Raw genomic sequence first — 22,878 nt, forward strand, 5'->3', positions numbered from 1 at the left:
TGTCCGCGGCCGCTCGGCCGTCAGATCGGCGGTCAGGAGGGCGGGTTGACGATCCATTCGCCGCGCCGCATGACGCCCTTGAGTTCGAACGCGGCGTCCAGCACGACGAGGTCGGCGTACTTGCCGGGCTCCAGCGAGCCGATCTCGTCGTAGAGGCCGATCAGCTTGGCCGGGTTGGCGGAGATCGCCTGGACCACGGACTCCACGGGCAGTTTGTCGAGGGTCACCGAACGCTTGAAGGCGGTGTCCAGGGTCAGGGTCGAGCCGGCGATGGAGCCGCCCTCCACCAGCCGTGCCACGCCGTGCCTGACCTCCACCTCCAGCGGGCCGAGGTGGTAGGTCCCGTCGCCGAAGCCGGCCGCGTCCATCGCGTCGGTGATCAGCGCGACGCGGTGCGCGCCCGCGTGGTGGAAGGCCAGTTCCAGGGCCGCCGGGTGCAGGTGGGTGCCGTCGTTGATGAGCTCGACGGTGATCCGCTCGTCCTCCAGCAGCGCGGCGATCGGGCCGGGTTCGCGGTGGGCGAGGGGCGGCATCGCGTTGAAGAGGTGGGTGGCCACGGTCGCGCCCGCGTCGATGGCGGCCCGCGTCTGCTCGTACGTGGCGTCCGTGTGGCCGATCGCCGCGATCACCCCGTGCTCGGCCAGCAGCCGTACGGAGTCCAGGCCGCCGGGGAGTTCGGTGGCGAGGGTGAACATGCGGGCGGCGCCGTGCGCGGCGTCGATGAGCTTGCGGACCTCGGCCGGGTCGGGGTCGCGGAGCAGGTCCTCCTTGTGGGCGCCCTTGCGGCAGGGGTTGATGAACGGCCCCTCGAAGTGGATGCCGGCGATCTCGCCCTGCTGGGTCAGTTCGGCGAGCAGGGCGGCGCGGCGGGCCAGTTCGTCCAGGTCCCCGGTGACGGTGGAGGCGACCAGGGTGGTGGTGCCGTGCTCGCGGTGGGTGCGGACGCCCTTGAGGACGTCCTCGGCGGTGCCGGAGGTGAACGAGGCGCCGCCGCCGCCGTGGTTGTGCGTGTCGACGAAGCCGGGGACGATCCAGTGCCCGGACAGGTCGACGGTCCGCGCGCCCTCGTGGGCACTGCCGGCGATGCGGTCGCCGTCGACGATGACCCTGCCGTTCGCCACCGTTCCGGTGGGCAGCACCACCCTGGCGCCCGAAAGAACAGTGCTGTGCGCGCTTCCGGACATCAGGCAGGTACCTCCGTGGCGAGTAGGTCCCAGGCGAGCAGCCCTGCGCCCAGGCATCCGGCGGTGTCCCCGAGGGCCGCCGGAACGATGTGGGGGAGCCGCTGGAACGTCACGCGCTCCTCCACGGCCGTCCGTAGTGGTGTGAACAAGGTTTCCCCGGCCTCCGCGAGCCCGCCACCGATGATCAGCGTCCGCGGGTCCAGCAGGGTGATGGCGGTGACCAGTCCGTCGGCGAGGGCGCCGACGGCGGCCAGCCACACCTCCCGGGCGCGCGCGTCACCGGAGGCGACGGCCTTGGCGCAGTCCGCGGCGTCGGCCTCGGGGTCGCCGGAGGCGGCCGCCCAGGCGCGGCTGACGGCCGAGGCGGAGGCGAGGGTCTCCAGGCAGCCGTGCTGGCCGCAGCCGCAGGCGGGGCCGCCCGGGCGTACCACGATGTGCCCGATCTCGCCCGCGTAGCCGTGGGCGCCGGCCTCGATGCGGCCGGCGATGCCGATGGCCCCGGCGATGCCGGTGCCGAGCGGGACGAAGAGGAAGCGGTCGGCGCCCCGGCCGGCGCCGATGCGGCCTTCGGCGAGTCCGCCCGTGCGCACGTCGTGGCCGAGGGCCACCGGGATGCCGCCGAGGCGGCTGCTGAGCAGGGCGCGCATCGGTACGTCGCGCCAGCCCAGGTTCGCCGCGTAGACGGCGATCCCGTGCTCGGCGTCGACGATGCCCGGGACGGCGACGCCGGCCGCCGAGGCGGGCCGTCCGAAGCGTTCCCGGCCGGTGTCGAGCAGCTCGGCGGCGAAGTCCTGGATCGTCTCGACGACGGCGTCGGGGCCCCGCTCGCGGCCGGTGGCCCGGCGCGCTTCGTGGAGCAGGGTGCCGTCGTCCGCGACGAGGGCGGCCTTCATCCCGGTGCCGCCCACATCGAGGGCGATGACGTGTTTCACGGATTTCACAGAGACAGTCTCGCGTGCTCGGCGGGGAAAGGTCTAGTCCAATGAGGGAGATTGTTGAGCGGCCATACAAATCCGGGACCCCGGGCGGGAGCCCGATGTGGACGAGCCGCCAAAGTGGTGTAGACCTTACGTGGATCGTACGTACAAGAAGAGTGGATGGAGAACTGTGAAGGGCCGTTACCTGAGCCTGGCCGCGTCCGGCGCCGTGCTGTGCCTGACTGCCGTGACGCTGACGGGCTGCGGAGCCCTCGGCGGGCTCACCGGAGACAACGAGGTGACCCTGCGGGTCGTGGCGGCCGACTACGGGGACAATCCGCAGAACTCCTCCGAGTCCTACTGGAAGGACCTCGCCGCAGGCTTCGAGAAGGCCAACCCGGGCATCAAGGTCGAGGTCAGCGTCTACTCCTGGTCCGAGGTCGACGCCAAGGTCGCCGAGATGGTCAAGGCCGGCAAGGCCCCCGACATAGCCCAGATCGGCGCCTACTCCGACTACGCGGCCGCCGACAAGCTGTACTCGGCCGAAGAGCTGCTCTCCGTGAAGACCGAGGCCGACTTCCTCGGCCCGCTCGCGGACGCCGGCAAGGTCAAGCAGATCCAGTACGGCATGCCCTTCGTGGCCAGCACCCGGCTGCTCTTCTACAACGAGAAGCTGCTCGCCGACGCCGGTGTGATCGGCAAGGACGGCAAGGGCTGGCAGCCGAAGAGCTGGGCGGACCTCGAAGCCGCCGCCAAGAAGCTCAAGGCCGCCAACGTCCCCACCCCCTTCGCGCTGCCGCTGGGCCGCGAGGAGGCGCAGGCCGAGACGATGATGTGGATGCTCGCGGGCGGCGGCGGATACACCAACAACGAGGAGTCGTACTCGATCGACTCCGCCCCCAACATCAAGACGCTGGAGTTCCTGCGGGACAAGATGGTCGGCCAGGGGCTGACCGGCCCCGTGGAGCCCGGCAAGCTGGACCGCCAGGCCGCCTTCGACGCCTTCACCAAGGGCGAGGTAGGCATGCTCAACGGGCACCCGACACTGCTCAAGCAGGCGGAGGCCAAGGGCGTGAAGTTCGGCATGGTGCCGCTGCCCACCGCCGACGGCAGCGACAAGCCCGCGATGGGTGTCGCCGACTGGGTCATGGCCTTCAAGACCGGCCACCGCCAGCAGTCCGGCAAGTTCCTCGACTTCATGTACCAGCCGAAGAACGTGACGGCCTTCACCGAGAAGTACGACCTGCTGCCCGCCACCACCACCGGCTACCAGGCCAAGCAGGCCGCGACCGGCGGCAACGCCCCGCAGCTGAAGCCGTTCCTGACGGCGCTGCCCGGCTCGCGGCTGTACCCGGTCGGCAAGAAGTCCTGGGCGGGCGTCAGCGAGGACATCAAGCAGAACATCGGCAAGACCGTCCAGCCGGGCGGACAGCCGGCGAAGGTACTGGAGGGGATCGCCACCACCGCCCGCGCGGCGGACCCGCGCTGAGCGGTGGCGGCGGGCCGGGTGTCAGAGCGCGGCGTTAATCTGGCGGTATGACGGACGAGGGGCAGCTGACGGCCACGGAGGCCGCGGTGCTCGCGTACGAGGGACGCACCTGGCCAGGGCCCGGAGCCAAGGAACGGGCCATCCGGGAGGGGCTGGGCATGACCCCCGTCCGCTACTACCAGCTGCTCAACGCGCTCATGGACGATCCGAGGGCCCTGGCGCACGCCCCGGGCACGGTGAACCGGCTGCGCAGGATCCGCGAGGCCCAGCGGGCCCGGCGATAGCCGTAGCCGTCACACCGTTGGGCCGTTAGGGTCGTGCATATGGGGAGCCATCCGCACGACCTGCCGATGCCCGTCACCGCAGCCGGACGCGAGGGACTCGAAGCCCTGCTCCGCGCACCCCGCCGGTCCGTGGTCGCCCTGGACTTCGACGGCACCCTCGCCGACATCGTCCCGGACCCGGACCAGGCCCGAGCCCACCCCGGAGCCGTCCCGGCCCTGTCCGCACTCGCCCCCGAGGTCGACTCGGTCGCGGTGATCACCGGACGGCCGGCGGGCGTCGCCGTCCGCTACGGGGGCTTCGCCGGGGTCCCCGGACTCCAGCACCTGGTCGTCCTCGGCCACTACGGGGCCGAACGGTGGGACGCCGTCAGCGGCATCGTCCACGCGCCCGCCGAGCACCCCGGGGTGGCGGCCGTCCGGGCCGAGCTGCCGGGGTTCCTGGACTCCATCGGGGCCTGGCGCGGCACCTGGATCGAGGAGAAGGGCCGGGCGCTGGCCGTGCACACCCGGCGGGCCGAGGACCCGGCGGCGGCCTTCGCTGCGCTGCGGGAGCCGCTGGCGGAGCTCGCGGCGCGGCACGGGCTGATGGTCGAGCCGGGGCGGGCGGTGCTGGAGCTGAGGCCGCCCGGCATGGACAAGGGCGTCGCCCTGACCGAGTTCCTGGCGGAGCGGGACGCGGAGGCGGTGCTGTACGCGGGCGACGACCTGGGTGACCTGGCGGCCTTCGCGGCCGTGGAGAAGGGCCGTAAGGACGGCCTGCCGGGGCTGCTGGTGTGCAGCGGCTCGGCCGAGGTCCCGGAGCTCGCCGCACGGGCCGACCTGGTCCTGCCCGGACCGGGCAAGGTCGCCGCCTTCCTGGCCACCCTGGCCGGGGCCATCCGCGGCTGACGCTGACGCTCTCAGCCGCCTGCACATTTCAGCCTCTCCGGCGTGTGAGGAGCGGGGTCCGGGGCGGAGCCCCGGCAGCGGCGCCGCTGCCGGGGGCCGGCCCCCGGACCCCCGCGCCTCACACGCCGGCGGGGCTGGATGGGCCGAGGTCCGAGAGCTGGGCCGTGAACCACTGGGCCGGGGGGAGGGCCGTCGCCGCGGCGGCCAGCCGCTTCGTGCGTTCCGCACGCTCACCCACCGGCATGGTCAGCGCAGCGTGCAGGGCCTCCGCCGTCGCCGACACGTCGTACGGGTTCACCGTCAGCGCGTCCTGCCGGAGTTCCTCGTACGCCCCCGCCCCGGTGGACAGCACCAGCACGCACCCCGCCTCCGACACCACCGGGATCTCCTTCGCCACCAGGTTCATCCCGTCCCGCACCGGATTCACCAGCGCCACGTCCGCCAGCCGGTAGGCCGCCAGCGACCGCGCGAAGTCGTCCTTCACCGACACCAGCACCGGCTGCCAGTCCTCCGTGCCGAACTCCGCGTTGATCTGCGCCGCCAGCTCCGCGACGGACGCCGTGTAGTCCCGGTACACCTTCAGGTCCTGCCGCGACGGGTACGCCGAGGCCAGGTGCACGACCCGGCCGCGCCATTCGGGGTGGACCGTCAGCAGTTCCCGGTAGGCCAGCAGGCCGCGCAGGATGTTCTTCGACAGCTCCGTCCGGTCCACCCGGACGATGGTCTTCAGGCCACCGGTCTCCGCCCTGAGCTGCGCCAGCTTGGCGTCCACCTCCGGCCGGTGGGCGAGCGCCCGCAGCTCGTCGGCGTCCACGCCCAGCGGGTACACGGCCACCTCGGTCCGCTTGTGCCGCACCGCACCCGACGGGCTCTTCTGGACGTACCTCGCCCCCGACGCCTCCACCCCCGCCGCGAACCGGGGCTCGGCGATACCGCGCTCGTCGTTCAGGTGCGCGCCGCCCATGAAGGTGTGCGCCCAGGCCCAGGTGTGGAAGCCGACCACGTCCGCGCCGAGCATCCCCCACATCAGTTCGCCGCGGATGTCGTCGGGCAGCATCCGCAGGAACTCCTGCGAGGCCCACGGGGTGTGCGTGAAGTGCGCGATCCGCAGGTCCGGCCGCAGTTCCCGGAGCTGCCCCGGGACCAGCGCCAGGTGGTAGTCCTGCACCAGCACGCGGGCGCCGTCCGCCGCCTCCTCGGCCAGGGCCTGCGCGAACGCCCGGTTGTACGCCACGTACGACTCCCACCGCCGCCGGAACCGCGCGTCGAAGACCGGCTCGCGCGGGACGTCGTACAGGTGGTGGTGCGTGAACCACAGCACAGAGTTGGCGATCCCGTTGTACGCGTCGTCGTACACGGTGGGATCGATGTCCAGCATGCGGACGCCCGGTTCGGCGACGCCCCGGCGGACCGCCTCCCGGTCCGCGTCCGACAGCGCCGCACAGATCCACAGGGCCCCCGGTTGCTCCGCGAGGGCCGCGGAGAGTCCGGAGACGAGACCGCCCCCGCCGCGCCGGGCGCTGAGCGTCCCGCCGTCGTCGAGGGCGTAGGAGAGGGGGCCGCGGTTCGCTGCTACGAGTACCTGGGAAGCCATGCGGCCAACCTAGCCCGGCCCGCTCTCGCTCAAACGTATGGACGCGGTCACGCCACGCGACGCAGCGCGTACTCCTTGATGCCCGCCATCGGCGGCCGCTCCTCGGTGTCCACCGGGTACGTCCGCGGTACGAAGCCCTCCGGGCCGCGCTCGAACTGCGTGAGCTCCGGCCGTACGAGGTGCCCGCGCGAGAGCCGTACCTGGGCGGTGCGGTAGATCGCCGCGGCCATCCGGCCCAGCGCCTGCCCGTCCTGATGGCGGTGGACCCGTACGCCCACGTCCACCTGGGCCAGCGCGTCCAGCCCGACCGTGTGCAGCGCGTCGACCAGCAGGCCCAGCTCGACGCCGTACCCGACGGGGAACGGCAGCCGTTCCAGCAGGGAGCGCCGTACGGCGTACTCGCCGCCCAGCGGCTGGACGAAGCCGGCCAGTTGCGGCCAGTGGAGGTTGAGGAGCGGCCGGGCGACCAGCTCGGTGACCCGGCCGCCCTGGCCGGGGGCGTCGCCCAGCGGGCGGTCGTACATCGCCTTGACGAACTGCACGTCGGGGTCGGTCAGCAGCGGTCCGACGATCCCGGAGACGAAGGCGGCGGAGAAGTCCCGCAGGTCGGCGTCGACGAAGCAGACGATGTCCCCGCCCGTGGCCAGGAGCGAGCGCCACAGCACCTCGCCCTTGCCGGGCAGCGCCGGGATCCTCGGGAGGATCTCGTCACGGTGCACCACCCGGGCCCCGGCCTTCGCCGCGACCTCCGCGGTGCGGTCGGCGGAACCCGAGTCGATCACGACCAGTTCGTCGACCAGGGGGACCGGCAGTCCCTCGATCAGCTCACGCCGGATGACCTCGACGATCGCGCCGACCGTGGCCTCCTCGTCCAGCGCGGGCAGCACGACGCTGACCGTGGTCCCGGCCGCCCGTTTCCGGTCGAGCAGCTGGTCGAGCGGTCGGTCGGCGGCGGACCAGGAGCGGTCGGCCAGCCATCGCTCCACCTCTTCCAGCACCCTCAGCACTCCCTGCGTGTCGGCGATATACGCCCTTATGTGATCCATCTCGCGGTTCGGACGGCTGTCTCAACCGCCCGGGCCTTCGGTTACAGTCTTGAACAACGCGAAGGACCACCGCATGCCGGGGGTCCCCCGCGTACAAACGCACCGGCGCGCCACAGAGCGCGTATGCCGGTGCCATACCGCTCATCCAGAGGGGCAGAGGGACACGGCCCGTTGAAGCCCCGGCAACCCTCCAGTCGGTTCTCGCGATCGCGCACCAGCGTCGTCAGCGAGGTCCCCGGCTAGGGAAGGTGCCAATTCCGTCTCATGGCGAAATGCGCCATGGGGAAGATGAGGAGAAAGGGCCTCGCCATCATGGCTGCACAGACTGTCGCCACCTCTGTTGATCTCGGACCCGCCAACGGCCTTTCCTGTCGTGAGTGCGGCACCCGCTTCGAACTCGGCCCCATCTTCGCGTGTGCCGAGTGCTTCGGACCGCTGGAAGTCGCCTACGACCTCCCGACCGGTGACCCCGAGGCCCTGCGCGCCGCGATCGAGGCCGGCCCGAACAACATCTGGCGCTACGCGCCGCTCCTGCCCGTCCCGGCCGACGTGGCGTCGAAGCCCAGCCTGAACCCCGGCTTCACCAAGCTCGTGGACGCGGCCAACCTGGCCAAGGAGCTGGGCATCACCGGCAAGCTCTACGTCAAGGACGACTCCGGCAACCCGACGCACTCCTTCAAGGACCGCGTCGTGGCCATCGCCGTCGAGGCCGCCCGCGCCTTCGGCTTCACCACCCTGTCCTGCTCCTCGACCGGCAACCTGGCCGGCGCCGTCGGCGCCGCGGCCGCCCGGGCCGGCTTCCGCTCCTGCGTGTTCATCCCGCACGACCTGGAGCAGGGCAAGGTCGTCATGGCCGGTGTGTACGGCGGCGAACTCGTCGGCATCGAGGGCAACTACGACGACGTCAACCGCTTCTGCTCCGAGCTCATCGGCGACCCGCTGGGCGAGGGCTGGGGCTTCGTCAACGTCAACCTGCGCCCGTACTACGGCGAGGGCTCCAAGACGCTCGCGTACGAGATCTGCGAGCAGCTCGGCTGGCAGCTGCCCGACCAGATCGTCATCCCGATCGCGTCCGGCTCGCAGCTGACGAAGATCGACAAGGGTCTGCAGGAGCTCATCAAGCTCGGCCTCGTCGAGGACAAGCCCTACAAGATCTTCGGGGCCCAGGCCGAGGGCTGCTCCCCGGTGTCGACCGCCTTCAAGGCCGGTCACGACGTGGTCCGCCCGCAGAAGCCGAACACCATCGCCAAGTCGCTGGCCATCGGCAACCCGGCGGACGGCCCGTACGTCCTGGACATCGCCCGCCGCACCGGCGGTTTCGTCGAGGACGTCACCGACGAGCAGGTCGTCGAGGCCATCAAGATCCTCGCGCAGACCGAGGGCATCTTCGCCGAGACCGCGGGCGGCGTGACCGTCGGCGTGACGAAGAAGCTCATCGACAACGGGCAGCTCGACCCGACGCTGACCACCGTCGTCCTCAACACCGGTGACGGCCTCAAGACCCTGGAGGCGGTGGCCGCTGACAGCGGGCAGACCGCCACCATCCGCCCGAGCCTGGACGCGTTCCGCGCCGCCGGCCTGGCCTGACCCCTTCTCCTCCGCCCTACCGGAAAGGCAGTAGCGCCATGAGCGTCAACGTCCGCATCCCCACCATCCTGCGCACCTACACCGGCGGCGTCGCCGAGGTCCCGGCCGAGGGCGCGACCCTCGCCGAGGTCATCGAGTCCCTGGAGAAGAACCACCCGGGCATCGCCGCGCGCGTCCTGGACGACCAGGGCAAGCTGCGCCGCTTCGTGAACGTCTACGTGAACGACGACGACGTGCGTTTCGAGGGCGGGCTGCAGGCGGCGACGCCGGACGGCGCCGGTGTCTCGATCATTCCGGCCGTCGCCGGCGGCTGCTGACACGCGAAAACCGAAATTGCCCCCTCCGCTAAAAGCGGAGGGGGCAATTCTGCTTGATTGGGCACGGTAGGGTTGGGGAAGTCCCCTCCGCTGTTCTTGCCCCCTGCATATGAACGGGCCGCGCAAGGGTCGACATCGGGCCAACATGCGAGTGCGGTATGGGGCTTTGGCGAGATATGTCAGGCCCGACTTGCCCGGGAGTATGGCAAATTTTCACTCTATTTCAATGTTTCTCGGTGTCCAGAATTCTCATCGGATTGACCTGTTGCAGACAGCATCCGCGCAGATACATTCAGCCTCGGTCGACGCGTTCCGACGCAAGTTCTGACCCGGGATCGTGAAGTGCGTTCCTGCGCAAGGGCCAGTAATAGGGGAGTTAGGCATGGCTCAGGGCACCGTCAAGTGGTTCAACGCGGAGAAGGGCTACGGCTTCATCGCGGTCGACGGTGGTGCGGATGTGTTCGTCCACTACAGCGCCATCCAGATGGACGGGTACCGCACCCTTGAAGAGGGTCAGCGGGTCGAGTTCGAGATCTCGCAGGGCCAGAAGGGTCCGCAGGCGGACATGGTCAAGCTCGCACTCGGCTAGTCCTGGCGCGATCGACCGCCGACGCATCAGTCTTCGTCGAAGACCTGGAACACCACGAGGGGCCCACATCCTGGACACGGGATGGGGGCCCCTCGTGCGTACGCCCGGTAGTGGCGGGGCGTTCCCCGAAGCCGCTTGCACTCTCGGGGGGCGAGTGCTAATCATTGGCGTTAGCACTCTCCATGTGAGAGTGCTACTGAAACGAGGACCGGGTCGGTGAGGCCCGCAGGGTCCGGTGGGAAGGAACCGCCGGGCACGCAGGCCGTCCGTCGCGGGCGCGGGCGCGGTCCGGAGTAATCCACCGCTGTCCGGGAGGACCACTTCAGATGGCCAAGATCATTGCGTTCGACGAGGAGGCCCGCCGCGGCCTCGAGCGTGGGATGAACCAGCTCGCCGACGCCGTCAAGGTCACCCTTGGCCCCAAGGGTCGCAACGTCGTCCTTGAGAAGAAGTGGGGCGCCCCCACGATCACCAACGATGGTGTCTCCATCGCCAAGGAGATCGAGCTCGAGGACCCGTACGAGAAGATCGGCGCCGAGCTGGTCAAGGAAGTCGCCAAGAAGACGGACGACGTCGCCGGCGACGGTACGACCACCGCCACCGTTCTCGCCCAGGCGCTCGTCCGCGAGGGTCTGCGCAACGTGGCCGCGGGTGCGAACCCGATGGCCCTCAAGCGCGGTATCGAGAAGGCCGTCGAGGCCGTCTCCGCCGCCCTGCTGGCGCAGGCCAAGGATGTCGAGACCAAGGAGCAGATCGCTTCGACGGCCTCCATCTCCGCCGCCGACACCCAGATCGGCGAGCTCATCGCCGAGGCCATGGACAAGGTCGGCAAGGAAGGCGTCATCACCGTCGAGGAGTCCCAGACCTTCGGTCTGGAGCTGGAGCTCACCGAGGGTATGCGCTTCGACAAGGGCTACATCTCGGCGTACTTCGCCACCGACATGGAGCGCATGGAGTCGTCCCTCGACGACCCGTACATCCTGATCGTCAACTCCAAGATCGGCTCGGTCAAGGACCTGCTGCCGCTCCTGGAGAAGGTCATGCAGTCCGGCAAGCCGCTGCTGATCATCGCCGAGGACGTCGAGGGCGAGGCGCTCTCCACCCTCGTCGTCAACAAGATCCGCGGCACCTTCAAGTCCGTCGCCGTCAAGGCCCCGGGCTTCGGCGACCGCCGCAAGGCCATGCTCGGTGACATCGCCATCCTCACGGGCGGCACGGTCATCTCCGAGGAGGTCGGCCTCAAGCTGGAGAACGCCGGTCTCGACCTGCTCGGCCGCGCCCGCAAGGTCGTCATCACCAAGGACGAGACCACCATCGTCGACGGTGCCGGCGAGAGCGACCAGGTCGCCGGTCGCGTGAACCAGATCCGCGCAGAGATCGAGAACTCCGACTCGGACTACGACCGCGAGAAGCTCCAGGAGCGCCTCGCGAAGCTGGCCGGCGGCGTGGCCGTCATCAAGGCCGGTGCCGCGACCGAGGTCGAGCTCAAGGAGCGCAAGCACCGCATCGAGGACGCCGTTCGCAACGCGAAGGCGGCCGTCGAGGAGGGCATCGTCGCCGGTGGTGGCGTGGCCCTGCTGCAGGCCTCCGCGGTCTTCGAGAAGCTGGAGCTCGAGGGTGACGAGGCGACCGGCGCCAACGCCGTGAAGCTCGCGCTGGAGGCCCCGCTCAAGCAGATCGCCGTCAACGGTGGTCTCGAGGGCGGCGTCGTCGTCGAGAAGGTGCGCAACCTTCCGATCGGTCACGGCCTGAACGCCGCGACCGGCGAGTACGTCGACATGATCGCCGAGGGCATCATCGACCCGGCGAAGGTCACGCGCTCCGCGCTGCAGAACGCCGCGTCGATCGCCGCGCTGTTCCTCACCACCGAGGCCGTCATCGCCGACAAGCCCGAGAAGGCCGGTGCCCCCGCGGGCGGCGGCATGCCGGGTGGTGACATGGACTTCTGATCCACCCCTGGCTCCGGCCACCGGTAGATCGGCTGTTCTCGAACGAGGGCGGCACCCCCACGGGGGTGCCGCCCTCGGGCGTTCCCGGGCTAGAAGCCGGTGGTGTCGATGATGCAGTCGAAGGGTTCGGGGACGTGCAGCTCCTCGCCGAAGGACACCGTCTTGCGGGAGCGGTAGCCGTGTGGTGAGGGTTCGGAGAAGCAGGTGATCTCTTTCGCCTGCATATCGGCCACCAGGTACACGGGGACCACCTGGCCGTACACCTCCAGCTTCTCGTTCCAGTCCACGTCCTTCGTGGATGTGGACGTGAACTCGGCGACCAAGGACAGGGCCGCACTGTCCGCGTGACGGCCATCGTCCTCGAAGGCGGCCTCGTCCGCGACGAACAGGTCGGGGCCGTAGGCCCGCTCTGCGGCAGGGAACCGGAAGAGGAACGGGGAGGTCTCGGCGACGTGGCCTTCGGGAGCATGGACCTTGAGCTGCTCACGAAGGGCACGCATGCTGCGCAGATAGCGCAGCGACGAGAACGGCGACACGATGATCTTCCCCCGGATGAGCTCGGCCTTGAAGCCGTCTGGCGTGTCCATCTCCGCGACCGTGCGCAGGAGCGTCTCGAACGTCGGCGGTGCCGCCTGCTCTATCGGTGTGGCCCGTTCGATCATGATCGTCACCGTGTCCTCCGCGTGGCGTGCCGTGCACTGGGCGTGAGCCTCGTTCCAGGCTAGCGGCGGGGGGAGACACGTGCCCGGCCCGCGGAGCGCTCTCCGCCGACCGGGGGGTAAAAGCGCTGGCCCGGGTGGGTGGGGGCGTGTGACGGTACGGGCATGGGCCATTCCGTCGCGTACCCCGTCCACCGCACCTCCGATCCCGCCGAGGCGTATGCCCAGGCGCGGCTGCCGGGCGAGCCCGAGCGGGGCTGAGCGGGCGGTGGGAAGTTCGCGCGCCTACCCCGTGTTCCGGACCGACGACCTCGCCGACGCCTATCGGCGGGCCCGCCTGCTGTCCGGGCTGATGAAGCCGCTCGACGCGGAGATGTGGCTGTGCGCGCAGGCGCTCACCGTCCCGGAGGCCCGCGGGCTGGCGGCGCTCCTTCCGACGGGCCTGTTCGAGCCCTCGTACGACTGGGACCGGGACGTCTGGTTCACGGGCGCCGAACTGCCCCGCGACGACCGGGAGCTGGCGGCCGAACTGCCGCTGACCGTCGACACGTACGCGGCTCCGGGCCCCGTCGAACCGGCCTTCCTGCGCGCGCTGGGCGCCGGGTCGGCCACGATGCTCTGGTACGGAGTCTGGCCGTCGGCCCCCGGGATCCCGTCCGCGGTGCGGGACTCGGCGAACCAGCGGGTGGAACTCGGCATCAACGAGGAGCATCCCGACGGCCGGCACACGCTCTACGTGCACTTCACGTACGCCGACGAGACCGGCGCGGCCCGGCTCGCGGCCGCGATCGGCGGGTCGGTGCTGGGCCCGGCGCAGGTGGGCCGCTGACGCGGCCGGGCCCCGTCCGGTCCGCATAGGCTGGACGCATGGCTGATCTCTTCGTCAAGATCTGCGGTCTGCGGACCGCGCACGATGTCGACGCGGCCGTGGCGGCCGGGGCCGACGCCGTCGGGTTCGTCTTCGCGCCCGGCAGCCCGCGGACCGTCGACGCCGCCACCGCGCGGGAGCTGGCCGCGCGGGTGCCCGAGGGGGTGCTCACGGTCGGGGTGTTCCGGGGGCAGGCGGTGGCGGAGGTGCGCCGGTTCGCCGAGGAGAGCGGTGTGCGCGGGGTGCAGCTGCACGGCGAGGAGGGGCCCGAGGAGTTCGAGGCGCTGCGCGCCGAGGGCCGGACCCTGCTGCGGGCCACCGCCGAGCGCGTGCGGCGCTGCGGTGAGTACGGCGAGGACCTGCTGCTGCTGGACGCGCCCGACCCGGGCTCCGGCAAGCCGTGGAACTGGGGGGCGGCGGACTTCACGGCGCCCGAGGGGCGGTGGCTGCTCGCCGGCGGGCTGAACCCGGGCAATGTGCGGGCGGCGCTGGCGGCCACCGGGGCGTGGGGCGTGGACGTGTCCAGCGGGGTGGAACGGGAGCGCGGTGTGAAGTCGCCGGAGCTGATCCGCGCCTTCGTCGGGGCCGCCCGGGCCTGACGGCTCGCCCGGACTGACCTCCGTAATTATGTAATGATCGCTACGGAAGTCGTGCTACCTTCATTCTGTAGTGATCATTACCGAATCCGAGGGGGACTTCATGAACAGGACAGCGCTGGTCACGGGCGGCAGCCGGGGCATCGGCCGGGCCATCGCCGAGCGGCTCGCCGCCGACGGCGTCACGGTCGTGCTCGCGTACGCGAGCGACGCGGCGGCCGCCCGCGAGACCGTCGAGCGGATCACCGAGGACGGCGGCCGGGCCTTCGCCCTCCAGGCGGAGCTCGGCAGCCCGGGCTCCGCCGCCGCGCTCTGGGCGGCGTACGACGCGCTGGGGCTGGACGGGGTCGACATCATCGTGAACAACGCGGGCATCGGACTGCCCATTCCGTTGGGCGAGATCACCGAGCAGGACTTCGACCGGGTCTTCGCGGTGAACGTACGGGCGCCGTTCTTCGTCGTCCAGGAGGCCCTCGGGCGGCTGCGCGACGGCGGCCGCATCATCAACATCTCCAGTGGCGCCGCCCGCATCGCGATGCCCGAGATCCTCGCCTACGGGGCCACCAAGGGGGCGCTCGACACCCTGACCCTGAACCTCGCCAAAGCCCTCGGCGCGCGCGGGATCACCGTGAACTCGGTCGCCCCCGGCATCGTCGACACCGACGTCAACGCCGGCTGGCTGCGGGGCAACGCCGAGGCCGAGGCGCACGCCGCCTCGCTCTCCGCGCTCGGCCGTGTCGGCCGCCCCGAGGACATCGCGGACGTCGTCGGCTTCCTCGCCTCCGACGCCGCGCGCTGGGTGACCGGGCGTGTGGTCGACGCCACCGGAGGCTCCGCGCTCTGACTCCGGAGCCCCCGGTTAGGCTGCGGTCCGGGGGGATCATGGACATGGAACGACGGCGGCCCGTACGGCTCTTGGGCTACCTCGCGTTCGCCGCCGCCGCGGCGTTCGCGGCGGTGGCGGCGCTGTACCTGGTCCTCCTGACCAAGCTGGTGTTCGCCGACGCCCCCGGCCGCATGTGCGGCATCGACAGCTGCCCGCGCGGCATGGGCACGCTCGCGCTGCTCGCCCCGCTGTGCGCCGTGGCCGCGTGGCTGCTGTGGCGGGTGCCGAGGAAGCGCGGCCACCGCCGCGCCCCGGTGCACGTCCGCGTGATCGCCGTCTGCGCGGCGCTGGCCGCGCTGGGGCCCGGCTGGCTGGGCTTCGAGTACGCGCGCGGCCCGCAGCTGGACCTGTCGGGCTGGCAGGAGCCCGTGCATCCGGCGGCGGCCCCGGTCGGCGTCTGGGCTCCCGAGCCCGGCTCGCTCGTACGGGCCCGCAGGGACGGCCTCGTCGGCTACAACGGGGAGGGCCGCAAGAGCTGGCGGCTGCCCGCCCCGGAGCGTACGCCGCTCTGCGCGCTCAGCCGGACGACCCCGTCGGGCACCGGCCTCGTCGCGTACGGGGAGAGCCCCGGGACGTGCGGCTCGCAGGTCGTCGCCGTGGACCTGTCCGACGGCCACGCGCGGTGGACCCGGGACACCGGCCGGGCGCTGGTGGCCGCGGCGGGCGCGAGCGCCGTCGTCGCGGACCGGGACACGGTGACCGGCCTCGACCTGGAGGGCGGCCACGAGCTCTGGCGGGCCCCGGTCCCCGCCGAGTGCACGGTGAAGGCCGTCGACGGTTCGGAGCGCCATGCCCTGTACGTGGAGGAGTGCGGCGACTCCGCCCGGATCACGGCCGTCGACGCCCGTACGGGAACCCGCGCCTGGCAGACCGCGCTGCCGACGGTGAGCAGGCTGCGCGAGGTGCGGGTGCTGTCCGCCGCCCCGCCGGTCGTACGCCTTACGGAGACGGCCGAGCGCGGCACGGACGCGGTGCTGCTGTTCGACGCCGAGGGCCGGGCGCGCGGCTCCGTACCGGCCTCGGGTCCGGCCGGGGACCTGCTGTCCGAGCCCGCCCCGGTCCTGACCGGCGACCTGCTGGTCACCGCGGTGAAGCAGGGCAAGAAGAACGGCGTGTCCGCCTACTCCCTCACCGACGGCCGTCGCGTCTGGCACGCGGCCGCGGGCGCCGGCGACGCGCAGATCCGCGGACTGGCCCCGACCGGCCCGGGCGAGGTCGGCGTGGTGACCTCCGACCGCTGGTGGACGTACCTCTCCCACCGCCGTCTGGCCGACGGCGTGCGCCGGGCGGAGCCCACCGTCCTGCGCGACCTGCCGCTGGGCGAGCGGTTCACCTTCTACCCGGGCCCGCCCGGCTCGTACGTCTTCGTGAACCTGGACCGCAAGGGCCTGCTGCCGCCGATTTTCGACATCGGCCCGGTCTTCGGCTGGTGACGGCGGCGGGCCGCGGTCACCTGCCTCCGGGCCCCCACCCCCAGTAGTCGCCGGGGGCGTTGTCGCCGCTCGCCCGGCCGTCCTCCTCCACGGTCTCGACGTCCGGCATCGCCTGCAGGGCCTCGACCTGGTCGGGGCTCAGCCGGGCGGCGAAGCCGTGCAGGACGGTGCGGTAGACGTGCAGCGGGGTGGCGCCGACCCGCTCGGCCACTTCGGCGGGGTCGCTGTCCTCCCGCACGGTGACGATGTACGTGGCGTGGTCGGCGGCGGGAAGCGTGTGCGGTACGGGTTCCGGCACGTCGGCGGTGGCCGCGGCCACGGGCAGTACGGCGACGGCGGCCAGTACGGCCACGGCCACGGGCAGGGCTCGGCTCAGGCGGATGCGCATGCAGGGAGGCCATCACGGGCGACCGGGCCGGTCAACGACGTCCGCGGGTGTGGCGGGGGCACGGGGCGGCGCACCGTCCGTGCGCCCCCTGGTCCGGCGGCGGACCGTACGGGTGATCTTGTGGGGCGGGCCGACGGCCGCCCGGGACGGGGCACGACCCGTACGGCACAGCGGGACAACCCTTTCTGCACAGGGCGCGCGACCGGGCGCGTCGACGCGGGCGGGGACGGGCAACCAGGTGAGCTGTTGGTTCAAGCTGCACACGGGTGGCAGCGATGGAGCTGAGGGCCGCCCCCGCAGGAGCACTGGTGCCGTGAGGGCGGCTCCCCCATGCCGCCTTCCGCATAACGTCAGGGAGTTCCCTTCCATGCGCCTGCTCGCACGCCTGGCCGCCGCCGCCCTCCTCACCGTCCCCCCGGTCGCCGCCGGCACGGCTTCCGCCGCGGCCCCGGAGCCGACCCCGGCACCGCTGAAGACCGCCGCCAACCCGGTGCCCGGCAAGTACATCGTGACGCTGGAGAAGGGGGTGGACGCGGCCAAGGCCGCGCAGAAGCTGGGCCTGAAGCCCACGTTCGTCTACACCTCGGCGATCAACGGCTTCGCGGTCCCGATGACCCCGCTCCAGCTGATGATCGTCCGCAACGCCCTGGGGGTGAAGTCGGTCGAGGAGGACGCGAAGGTGCAGTCGGTGCCGAAGCAGAGCACCGCGGCGGGCACCCGGGCCCCGGCCCTGTCCTGGGGCCTGGACCGGATCGACCAGCAGAGCGACTGGGACAAGGCCAACGGCAAGGGGGACGGGCAGTTCTCCCCGGAGGGCAACGGCGCCGGGGTGACCGCCTACATCCTCGACACCGGCATCGACTACGACCACACCGAGTTCGGCGGGCCCGACGCCACCCGCGCCACGTTTGGTTTCGACGCGATCAACGACGGCCGCAACGGCGCCGACTGCCAGGGCCACGGTACGCACGTCGCGGGTACGGTCGCGGGGAAGACGTACGGGGTCGCGAAGAAGGCCAGCCTCGTCAGCGTCCGAGTCCTCGGCTGCGACGGCAAGGGCGAGTACTCGGGGATCATCGCCGGGCTGGACTGGGTGGCCAAGAACGCCAAGCAGCCGGCCGTGCTCAACGGCTCGCTGGGCGGTGAACTGTCGAAGGCCGTGAACGACGCCGCTGACGCGGTCACCGCGGCGGGCGTGCTGCCCGTCATCGCGGCGGGCAACTCCGCGAAGGACGCCTGCGGCGTCTCGCCGGCCTCCGCGGGGAAGGTGGTCACCGTCGCCGCCTCCAACCGGTACGACGAGGAGACCAGCTTCTCCAACTGGGGCCAGTGCGTGACCCTCTACGCCCCCGGTGAGGCCATCGTCTCCGCGAAGCTCGGCGGCGGCAGCGTGGCCCTCGACGGTACGTCGATGGCCGCGCCGCACGTCGCCGGTGTCGCGGTCCTCTACAAGGCCAAGAACCCCACGGCGGACCCGGAGACCCTCGCCGAATTCCTGGAGTCCGAGACCACCAAGGACGTCCTGAGCAACCTCAGCCCGGCCAGCCCGAACAAGCTGCTCTACACCGCCGGACTCTGATCCCGGATCCGGCTACGGGCGCGCCCGGGCCTCAGAAGCCGGTGGCCCCACGGTCCTCCTCCACGGTCTCGACGTCCGGCATCGCGCGCAGGGCCTCGACCTGGTCGGGGCTCAGCCGGGCGGCGAAGCCGTGCAGGACGGTGCGGTAGACGTGGAGCGGGGTGGCGCCGACCCGCTCGGCCACTTCGGCCGGGTCGGCGTCCCCCCGCACGGTGACGATGTACGTGGCGTGGTCGGCGGTGGGGGCCGTGTGCGGTACGGGTTCCGGCACGTCGGCGGTGGCCGCCGACACGGGCCGGGCGGCGACGGCGGCCACTGCGGCGACGGCGGCCAGTACGGCGGCGGCCACGGGCAGGGCCCGGCTCAGGCGGATGCGCATGGCCCGAGGGCATCACGCACGGCAGTGCGGGTCAACGACGCCGGCGGGTGTGGCGGGTGCGCGGCGGGCACGGGCCGCGCGCTCACTGGTGTGGGGGTGGGACGTACGGGTGAATCTCGCACGGGTTTCCACACCCCGGCTGGAACGGCCCACATTTCGGGCGCCACAAGGGATTAACCCTTTCTGCTGTGTCCGGCACGCCAGGTTGACGCGCTGATCGGACGCTCGGCCAGGTGGCGACGATGGTTCAAGTCGCGCCGAGGCGGTGCCCGATGTAGAGAGGGGCCGCACCCGCGGAGGACTCCAGACCGCGGGGGCGGCTCCCCCACGCCGACACACCACGCACTTCAGGGAGTTCCTTCCATGCGTCACCTCGCAGCCCTGACCGCCACCGCCTTGCTCGCACTGACCCCCCTCGGAGCCGGTGCGGCTTCCGCAGACAGCCCGGAGCCGACCCCGGCGCCGCTCCTCACGTCTGCGGACGCCATCCCGGGCAGCTACATCGTCACCCTCGACAAGAGCGTCTCCCCGGGGGCGTTCGCGAAGCGACTGGGTCTGGCGGCGAAGTTCACCTACACCAGGACGATCAACGGCTTCGCGGCGTCCCTCACGGCGGAGCAGCTGAAGTCCGTCCGCGGGGCGCACGGTGTGACGTCCGTGACGGAGGACGCGACGGTGACCGGGCCGCCGACCCCCGCGAAGGGGATCGGGACCAAGTCGCCCTCCCACTCCTGGGGCCTGGACCGCATCGACCAGCGGTTCCTGCCGCTGGACAACGACTTCAGCGCCAACCGCAGCGGCCAGGGCGTGACGGCGTACATCCTCGACAGCGGCATCGACTTCCGCCACCCCGAATTCGGCGGCCGCGCACGGGCGGGCTTCGACGCGATCGGGGACGGCCGCAACGGCGCGGACTGCAACGGCCACGGCACGCACGTCGCGGGCACGGTCGGCGGCGAGACCTTCGGCGTGGCGCGCAAGGTGAGCCTGGTCAGCGTCCGGGTCCTCGGCTGTGACAACCGGGGTGCCTGGTCGGGCATCATCGCGGGCTTCGACTGGATCGCCCGCAACGCCCAGCAGCCGGCCGTCCTGAACGCCTCGCTGGGCGGCGACCGGCTCGAAGCGGTCAACGCGGCCGCGACGGCCGTGTCCGACCGGGGCGTGCTGCCGGTCATCGCGGCGGGCAACGACAACCGCGACGCCTGCCGCGTCTCGCCCGCGTCCGCCGCGCGCGTGGTGACGGTCGGCGCGACGAACCGCTTCGACGAGGAGACGGACTTCTCGAACCACGGCTCCTGCCTGGACCTCTACGCCCCCGGCAAGGACATCATCTCCGCGCGTCTGGGCGGCGGCAGCGTGGCCATGGACGGTACGTCCATGGCCGCGCCGCACGTGACCGGTGTGGCCGCGCTCTACAAGTCGGAGCACCCGAACGCGCTGCCGGCGGAGGTGACGGACTTCCTGAACGAGGTGTCCACGAAGGACATCGTCCAGAACCTCAGCAACAACGGCCCGAACAAGCTGCTGTTCACCGACGGTCTCTGATCGCTCAGAGCGACCCGACGAACCGGGCCCAGGCCTGCGCGTGGAACACCACGTGCGGGCCTTCGGGTTGCTTGGAGTCCCGTACCGGGATCAGGTCGGGGTGCCCGTCGGAGACTTCGAGGCAGTTACCGCCGCTGGCGTCGCTGTAGCTGGACTTGTGCCAGGTGGCCGCCGACAGGTCGTACTCAGGCGTGCTGGTCATGTTCGCAATCCTCCGCCACGGACTCGATCAAGGCCAGGGACTTCCGAGGGGAGAGCGCGTTGGCCGTGAGGAGATCGTAGGTCAGGGTGTGATGGGTGACTGTCGCAGGATCGTCGAACAGGAGCCCCGTACCCATGCCTTCGACGTAGGACAGAGGTGGAGCGTCGTCGAAGGACATCAACTTGATAGCGCCGCCCATGGCTGCGTGCATGCCCGCGCTGAACGGGAGCACCTGCACGATGATTCGGTGAGCCCGGATCAGACGCGCGATGTGCCGTAGTGCCTCGGCCATGACTTCCGGGCTCTCCCCGCCCCGGCGCAGGACCGCCTCGTCAAGGACGCACCAAAACAGTGGTGCTGTTGGATCATCGAGGAGGGCGGCGCGGGCCAATCGGTTTGCGACCAGTTCGTCGATCACTTCCTCCGGCGCGGTCGGATGGCCAGCGCGGAAGACGGCACGCGCGTACGCCTCCGTCTGGAGCAGCCCCGGGATCAGCTGGGGCGCGTACTCCCGGATGGAGGTCGCCAGAGCCTCCGCCTCGGCCGCCGCCGCGAAGTGGTCCGGGTACTTGGACTTGGCGGCCGCCCCGCAGTTGCGGACGAAGAAGCCGCCCGTGTCGAGGATGTCGTCGATCTGGCGGGCGAACTCCAGGTGCATACGGCGCGTGCCCGCTTCGAGCTGGCCGATGAACGCGCCGCTCACGAAGAGCCGTTCGCCGAGTTCGGCCTGGCTCATGCCCGCGCGTTCGCGCGCTACGCGCAGCTCCGCCCCCAGGAGGGCGCGGGGGGATGAGGACGGATCGAGGTTCTTTTGTGGCATGGCAACTCCCTGAGCAACATGAACGGTTGTTGCGGGGTCCGCACTTGAAAGGCTAGTGAGCGCGTCGCCACTCTGTGTGAAGAAGTTGAATACTCAGAGTGGAAAGGTGACATGTCATGGTGCTCTCCCCACAGGAGCGCATGCAGGCGGCCGAGGAGGCCGTCCGGCAGTTGCGGGAGTCGCTCGCCGGGGTCGGTGTGCTGTTCCCCTCGCTGGACGTGGAGCGGGTCTCGGCCGCCGGTACCTACGGCCTGCCGCTGGTCGACCTCGGCCGCTGCAACCTCGACACCGCGCTCCGGCTGGCGGCCGTTCTGCACGAGCGGGCGGGGGGCTCGTGAGCGAGGCCGTGGAGGCGGTGAACTTCGCCTTCGAGCTCGGCTGGAAGCTGCGCGGTCTGGAGACGGCCCTCGCCCCGCGCGGGGTGTGCGGGCCCGAGGCCGGGGATCCGAAGCCGCCTCCGCCGGCCGGCTGGCAGCGGTTCACGCTGGTGCACTGCCCGCTGGAGGGCTATCCGGGGTTCGACGACCCGCGCTACGAGGGTCTCAGGGCGGCCCCGCCCCAGGGGTGCGCGGTGGAGGACCTCGGCGGGTGCCTCGGGCTGCGGTGCGAGCGGCCGGGCGGGCGGCTGCTCGACGCGGTGGCGGAGCTGTGCGCGGAGATCCGCACCCGGTATGGGCTGCTCATGACCGGGCTCGGCATCGACAAGCTGTGGGAGTGGTCCGAGGACGGTCCGGACGGCTGGGGCGCGGAGATCGTCGGGCAGCTGCTGCTGATGGCGGCCGAGCGCGGCCCGAGGCTCGGCTACGGCGTGGACGACCTGGCCGGCTTCCTGACGGAGGCCGCCGGCGGGGGCTCGATGTGAGGCGCGGCCCCCGCCTCGGTCGGTGCTCAGTCGGTGCTCAGGCGGGCGTGCAGGTGTTGGTCGTGCCAGCCGTCCGCGTGCAGGAGGGCGCCGCGCATGGTGCCCTCCAGGGGGAACCCGGCCTTCGTCGCGACGGCGCAGGAGGCCGGGTTGGCCACGGAGTGGGTGATCCGTACGCGGTGCAGGCCGAGGTCCTCGAAGGCCCAGCGGCCGACGCGTTCCGTGGCGGGCGCCATGACCCCGCGGCCGCGTCCGGCGGGCAGCAGCCAGTAGAGGATCTCGCCGCTGCCGCCCGCGAGATCGAGGTCGGCGATGCCGATGAGCCCGACGGCCGGGCCTCCGGAGGCGGGGGCGACGGCCCACGTCGCGGCCGCCTCGTCCTGCCAGCGGGTGTGCCAGCGGGCGATCCGTTCCTCGGCCTCGGCCGGGGTGAGCAGGTCGGGCCGGTTCCAGTGCCGGATGTCGGGGTCGTGGCAGGCCTCGACGAGCGCGGGGACGTCGTAGGCCGTCCAGGGGCGCAGCAGCATGCCGCCCGGCAGTTCGAACTCGGGCTGCGGCAGGGCGCGCATCCGGCCGGCCGGGACCACGGGGGGTATCGAGTTGATCATCCGGACATGATTCCCGACCGGTCTCGCTCACGGGCGCGACACTCCGTGAGTTCTCCTGGGCCCGGCCGGCGGTGCAGGGCCGGGCCCAGGGTTTTCACGTTCGCTGGTTCCGCACTGATGAAGGACCCGAGGATTCCGGCCGCGCCCGCAATTGTGGCGAGCGGCGGAAGCGACTGCGGCTCCCGCCCCGCCCCCGCGCGGCATCGGCC

25 protein-coding genes and 1 riboswitch are annotated in these 22,878 nt (G+C 71.6%); of the genes, 15 read left to right on the plus strand and 10 right to left on the minus strand.

Annotated features, from left to right (window positions below; translation table 11 throughout):
* Nucleotides 1–32: 32 nt before the first annotated feature.
* Both nagA and Sspor_RS24050 read right to left on the minus strand, forming a co-directional pair.
* Nucleotides 33–1,184 carry an N-acetylglucosamine-6-phosphate deacetylase gene (gene nagA / locus Sspor_RS24045; protein WP_202200971.1) on the minus strand — a complete coding sequence of 384 codons (1,152 nt, stop codon included), beginning with the start codon at nucleotides 1,182–1,184 and terminating at the stop codon, nucleotides 33–35.
* Nucleotides 1,184–2,116 (minus strand): ROK family protein, encoded by a 933-nt coding sequence (locus Sspor_RS24050; protein WP_202203823.1) that lies wholly within the window; start codon nucleotides 2,114–2,116, stop codon nucleotides 1,184–1,186. The genes nagA and Sspor_RS24050 overlap by 1 nt, the downstream gene beginning before the upstream one ends.
* A gap of 175 nt (nucleotides 2,117–2,291) precedes the next feature.
* Between Sspor_RS24050 and Sspor_RS24055 the strand changes: the two genes are divergently transcribed.
* From Sspor_RS24055 to otsB, 3 genes are read left to right on the plus strand one after another with little or no spacing between them, the layout of a single operon-like run.
* On the plus strand, nucleotides 2,292–3,590 hold the full coding sequence (locus Sspor_RS24055) for an extracellular solute-binding protein (RefSeq protein WP_372499687.1): 1,299 nt from the start codon (nucleotides 2,292–2,294) through the stop codon (nucleotides 3,588–3,590).
* A gap of 47 nt (nucleotides 3,591–3,637) precedes the next feature.
* Nucleotides 3,638–3,874, plus strand: a complete 237-nt coding sequence (locus Sspor_RS24060; RefSeq protein WP_030031449.1) for a DUF3263 domain-containing protein — start codon at nucleotides 3,638–3,640, stop codon at nucleotides 3,872–3,874.
* A gap of 39 nt (nucleotides 3,875–3,913) precedes the next feature.
* Nucleotides 3,914–4,762: a trehalose-phosphatase gene (gene otsB, locus Sspor_RS24065; protein WP_202200972.1), complete on the plus strand. Its 849-nt coding sequence runs from the start codon at nucleotides 3,914–3,916 to the stop codon at nucleotides 4,760–4,762.
* A 118-nt stretch (nucleotides 4,763–4,880) separates the two neighbouring features.
* On the opposite strand, the gene Sspor_RS24070 is transcribed toward otsB, so the two are convergent.
* Both Sspor_RS24070 and Sspor_RS24075 read right to left on the minus strand, forming a co-directional pair.
* Nucleotides 4,881–6,356, minus strand: coding sequence for an alpha,alpha-trehalose-phosphate synthase (UDP-forming) (locus tag Sspor_RS24070; protein ID WP_202200973.1), 1,476 nt, complete (start codon nucleotides 6,354–6,356; stop codon nucleotides 4,881–4,883).
* Between the two features lie 47 nt (nucleotides 6,357–6,403).
* The gene (locus Sspor_RS24075; RefSeq protein WP_202200974.1) at nucleotides 6,404–7,354 is read right to left on the minus strand and encodes a glucosyl-3-phosphoglycerate synthase; all 951 of its coding nucleotides are present in this window, start codon (nucleotides 7,352–7,354) and stop codon (nucleotides 6,404–6,406) included.
* Nucleotides 7,355–7,540: 186 nt separating this feature from the next.
* A riboswitch (SAM riboswitch) is annotated at nucleotides 7,541–7,697 on the plus strand.
* 17 nt (nucleotides 7,698–7,714) lie between these two features.
* Between Sspor_RS24075 and thrC the strand changes: the two genes are divergently transcribed.
* The 4 genes from thrC (at nucleotide 7,715) to groL (ending at nucleotide 11,844) form a co-directional block, all read left to right on the plus strand.
* The gene (gene thrC, locus Sspor_RS24080) at nucleotides 7,715–8,989 is read left to right on the plus strand and encodes a threonine synthase (RefSeq protein ID WP_202200975.1); all 1,275 of its coding nucleotides are present in this window, start codon (nucleotides 7,715–7,717) and stop codon (nucleotides 8,987–8,989) included.
* Between the two features lie 38 nt (nucleotides 8,990–9,027).
* Complete coding sequence (locus Sspor_RS24085) at nucleotides 9,028–9,306, plus strand: MoaD/ThiS family protein (protein WP_033223628.1); 279 nt, start codon at nucleotides 9,028–9,030, stop codon at nucleotides 9,304–9,306.
* Nucleotides 9,307–9,688: 382 nt separating this feature from the next.
* The gene (locus tag Sspor_RS24090) at nucleotides 9,689–9,895 is read left to right on the plus strand and encodes a cold-shock protein (protein ID WP_030009783.1); all 207 of its coding nucleotides are present in this window, start codon (nucleotides 9,689–9,691) and stop codon (nucleotides 9,893–9,895) included.
* A 326-nt stretch (nucleotides 9,896–10,221) separates the two neighbouring features.
* Nucleotides 10,222–11,844, plus strand: coding sequence for a chaperonin GroEL (groL, locus tag Sspor_RS24095; protein ID WP_202200976.1), 1,623 nt, complete (start codon nucleotides 10,222–10,224; stop codon nucleotides 11,842–11,844).
* Nucleotides 11,845–11,933: 89 nt separating this feature from the next.
* Here groL and Sspor_RS24100 read toward each other — a convergent pair whose 3' ends face one another.
* On the minus strand, nucleotides 11,934–12,506 hold the full coding sequence (locus Sspor_RS24100; RefSeq protein WP_202203825.1) for a Uma2 family endonuclease: 573 nt from the start codon (nucleotides 12,504–12,506) through the stop codon (nucleotides 11,934–11,936).
* A 265-nt stretch (nucleotides 12,507–12,771) separates the two neighbouring features.
* Here Sspor_RS24100 and Sspor_RS24105 point away from each other — a divergent pair, with 265 nt between their 5' ends.
* The 4 genes from Sspor_RS24105 to Sspor_RS24120 all read left to right on the plus strand — a co-directional run bounded on the left by Sspor_RS24105 (nucleotide 12,772) and on the right by Sspor_RS24120 (nucleotide 16,286).
* Nucleotides 12,772–13,332 (plus strand): hypothetical protein, encoded by a 561-nt coding sequence (locus Sspor_RS24105; protein WP_202200977.1) that lies wholly within the window; start codon nucleotides 12,772–12,774, stop codon nucleotides 13,330–13,332.
* Between the two features lie 38 nt (nucleotides 13,333–13,370).
* A complete protein-coding gene (locus tag Sspor_RS24110; protein WP_202200978.1) occupies nucleotides 13,371–13,970 on the plus strand; it encodes a phosphoribosylanthranilate isomerase in 600 nt (199 codons plus the stop codon).
* Between the two features lie 100 nt (nucleotides 13,971–14,070).
* Nucleotides 14,071–14,811 carry an SDR family oxidoreductase gene (locus Sspor_RS24115; RefSeq protein WP_202200979.1) on the plus strand — a complete coding sequence of 247 codons (741 nt, stop codon included), beginning with the start codon at nucleotides 14,071–14,073 and terminating at the stop codon, nucleotides 14,809–14,811.
* A gap of 44 nt (nucleotides 14,812–14,855) precedes the next feature.
* Nucleotides 14,856–16,286 (plus strand): outer membrane protein assembly factor BamB family protein, encoded by a 1,431-nt coding sequence (locus Sspor_RS24120; RefSeq protein WP_202200980.1) that lies wholly within the window; start codon nucleotides 14,856–14,858, stop codon nucleotides 16,284–16,286.
* A gap of 16 nt (nucleotides 16,287–16,302) precedes the next feature.
* On the opposite strand, the gene Sspor_RS24125 is transcribed toward Sspor_RS24120, so the two are convergent.
* Complete coding sequence (locus Sspor_RS24125; protein WP_202200981.1) at nucleotides 16,303–16,674, minus strand: protease inhibitor I9 family protein; 372 nt, start codon at nucleotides 16,672–16,674, stop codon at nucleotides 16,303–16,305.
* A gap of 367 nt (nucleotides 16,675–17,041) precedes the next feature.
* Between Sspor_RS24125 and Sspor_RS24130 the strand changes: the two genes are divergently transcribed.
* Complete coding sequence (locus Sspor_RS24130) at nucleotides 17,042–18,253, plus strand: S8 family peptidase (protein ID WP_202200982.1); 1,212 nt, start codon at nucleotides 17,042–17,044, stop codon at nucleotides 18,251–18,253.
* A 31-nt stretch (nucleotides 18,254–18,284) separates the two neighbouring features.
* Here Sspor_RS24130 and Sspor_RS24135 read toward each other — a convergent pair whose 3' ends face one another.
* Nucleotides 18,285–18,632 carry a protease inhibitor I9 family protein gene (locus Sspor_RS24135; RefSeq protein WP_202200983.1) on the minus strand — a complete coding sequence of 116 codons (348 nt, stop codon included), beginning with the start codon at nucleotides 18,630–18,632 and terminating at the stop codon, nucleotides 18,285–18,287.
* Between the two features lie 363 nt (nucleotides 18,633–18,995).
* Between Sspor_RS24135 and Sspor_RS24140 the strand changes: the two genes are divergently transcribed.
* Entirely contained in the window at nucleotides 18,996–20,177 is a 1,182-nt protein-coding gene (locus tag Sspor_RS24140; RefSeq protein ID WP_202200984.1) for a S8 family peptidase, read from the plus strand.
* A gap of 4 nt (nucleotides 20,178–20,181) precedes the next feature.
* Here Sspor_RS24140 and Sspor_RS24145 read toward each other — a convergent pair whose 3' ends face one another.
* Nucleotides 20,182–20,379, minus strand: a complete 198-nt coding sequence (locus Sspor_RS24145; protein ID WP_202200985.1) for a DUF397 domain-containing protein — start codon at nucleotides 20,377–20,379, stop codon at nucleotides 20,182–20,184.
* On the minus strand, nucleotides 20,363–21,199 hold the full coding sequence (locus tag Sspor_RS24150) for a helix-turn-helix domain-containing protein (protein ID WP_202200986.1): 837 nt from the start codon (nucleotides 21,197–21,199) through the stop codon (nucleotides 20,363–20,365). The genes Sspor_RS24145 and Sspor_RS24150 overlap by 17 nt, the downstream gene beginning before the upstream one ends.
* A gap of 116 nt (nucleotides 21,200–21,315) precedes the next feature.
* Here Sspor_RS24150 and Sspor_RS24155 point away from each other — a divergent pair, with 116 nt between their 5' ends.
* Together Sspor_RS24155 and Sspor_RS24160 are read left to right on the plus strand one after the other, a co-directional pair.
* Nucleotides 21,316–21,537: a hypothetical protein gene (locus Sspor_RS24155; RefSeq protein ID WP_030766320.1), complete on the plus strand. Its 222-nt coding sequence runs from the start codon at nucleotides 21,316–21,318 to the stop codon at nucleotides 21,535–21,537.
* Nucleotides 21,534–22,061 (plus strand): amidase, encoded by a 528-nt coding sequence (locus Sspor_RS24160; RefSeq protein ID WP_237403998.1) that lies wholly within the window; start codon nucleotides 21,534–21,536, stop codon nucleotides 22,059–22,061. The genes Sspor_RS24155 and Sspor_RS24160 overlap by 4 nt, the downstream gene beginning before the upstream one ends.
* A gap of 26 nt (nucleotides 22,062–22,087) precedes the next feature.
* Here Sspor_RS24160 and Sspor_RS24165 read toward each other — a convergent pair whose 3' ends face one another.
* A complete protein-coding gene (locus Sspor_RS24165; RefSeq protein WP_202200987.1) occupies nucleotides 22,088–22,669 on the minus strand; it encodes a GNAT family N-acetyltransferase in 582 nt (193 codons plus the stop codon).
* Nucleotides 22,670–22,878: the final 209 nt, after the last annotated feature.

This window comes from Streptomyces spororaveus (assembly GCF_016755875.1).
GTDB lineage: Bacteria > Actinomycetota > Actinomycetes > Streptomycetales > Streptomycetaceae > Streptomyces > Streptomyces spororaveus.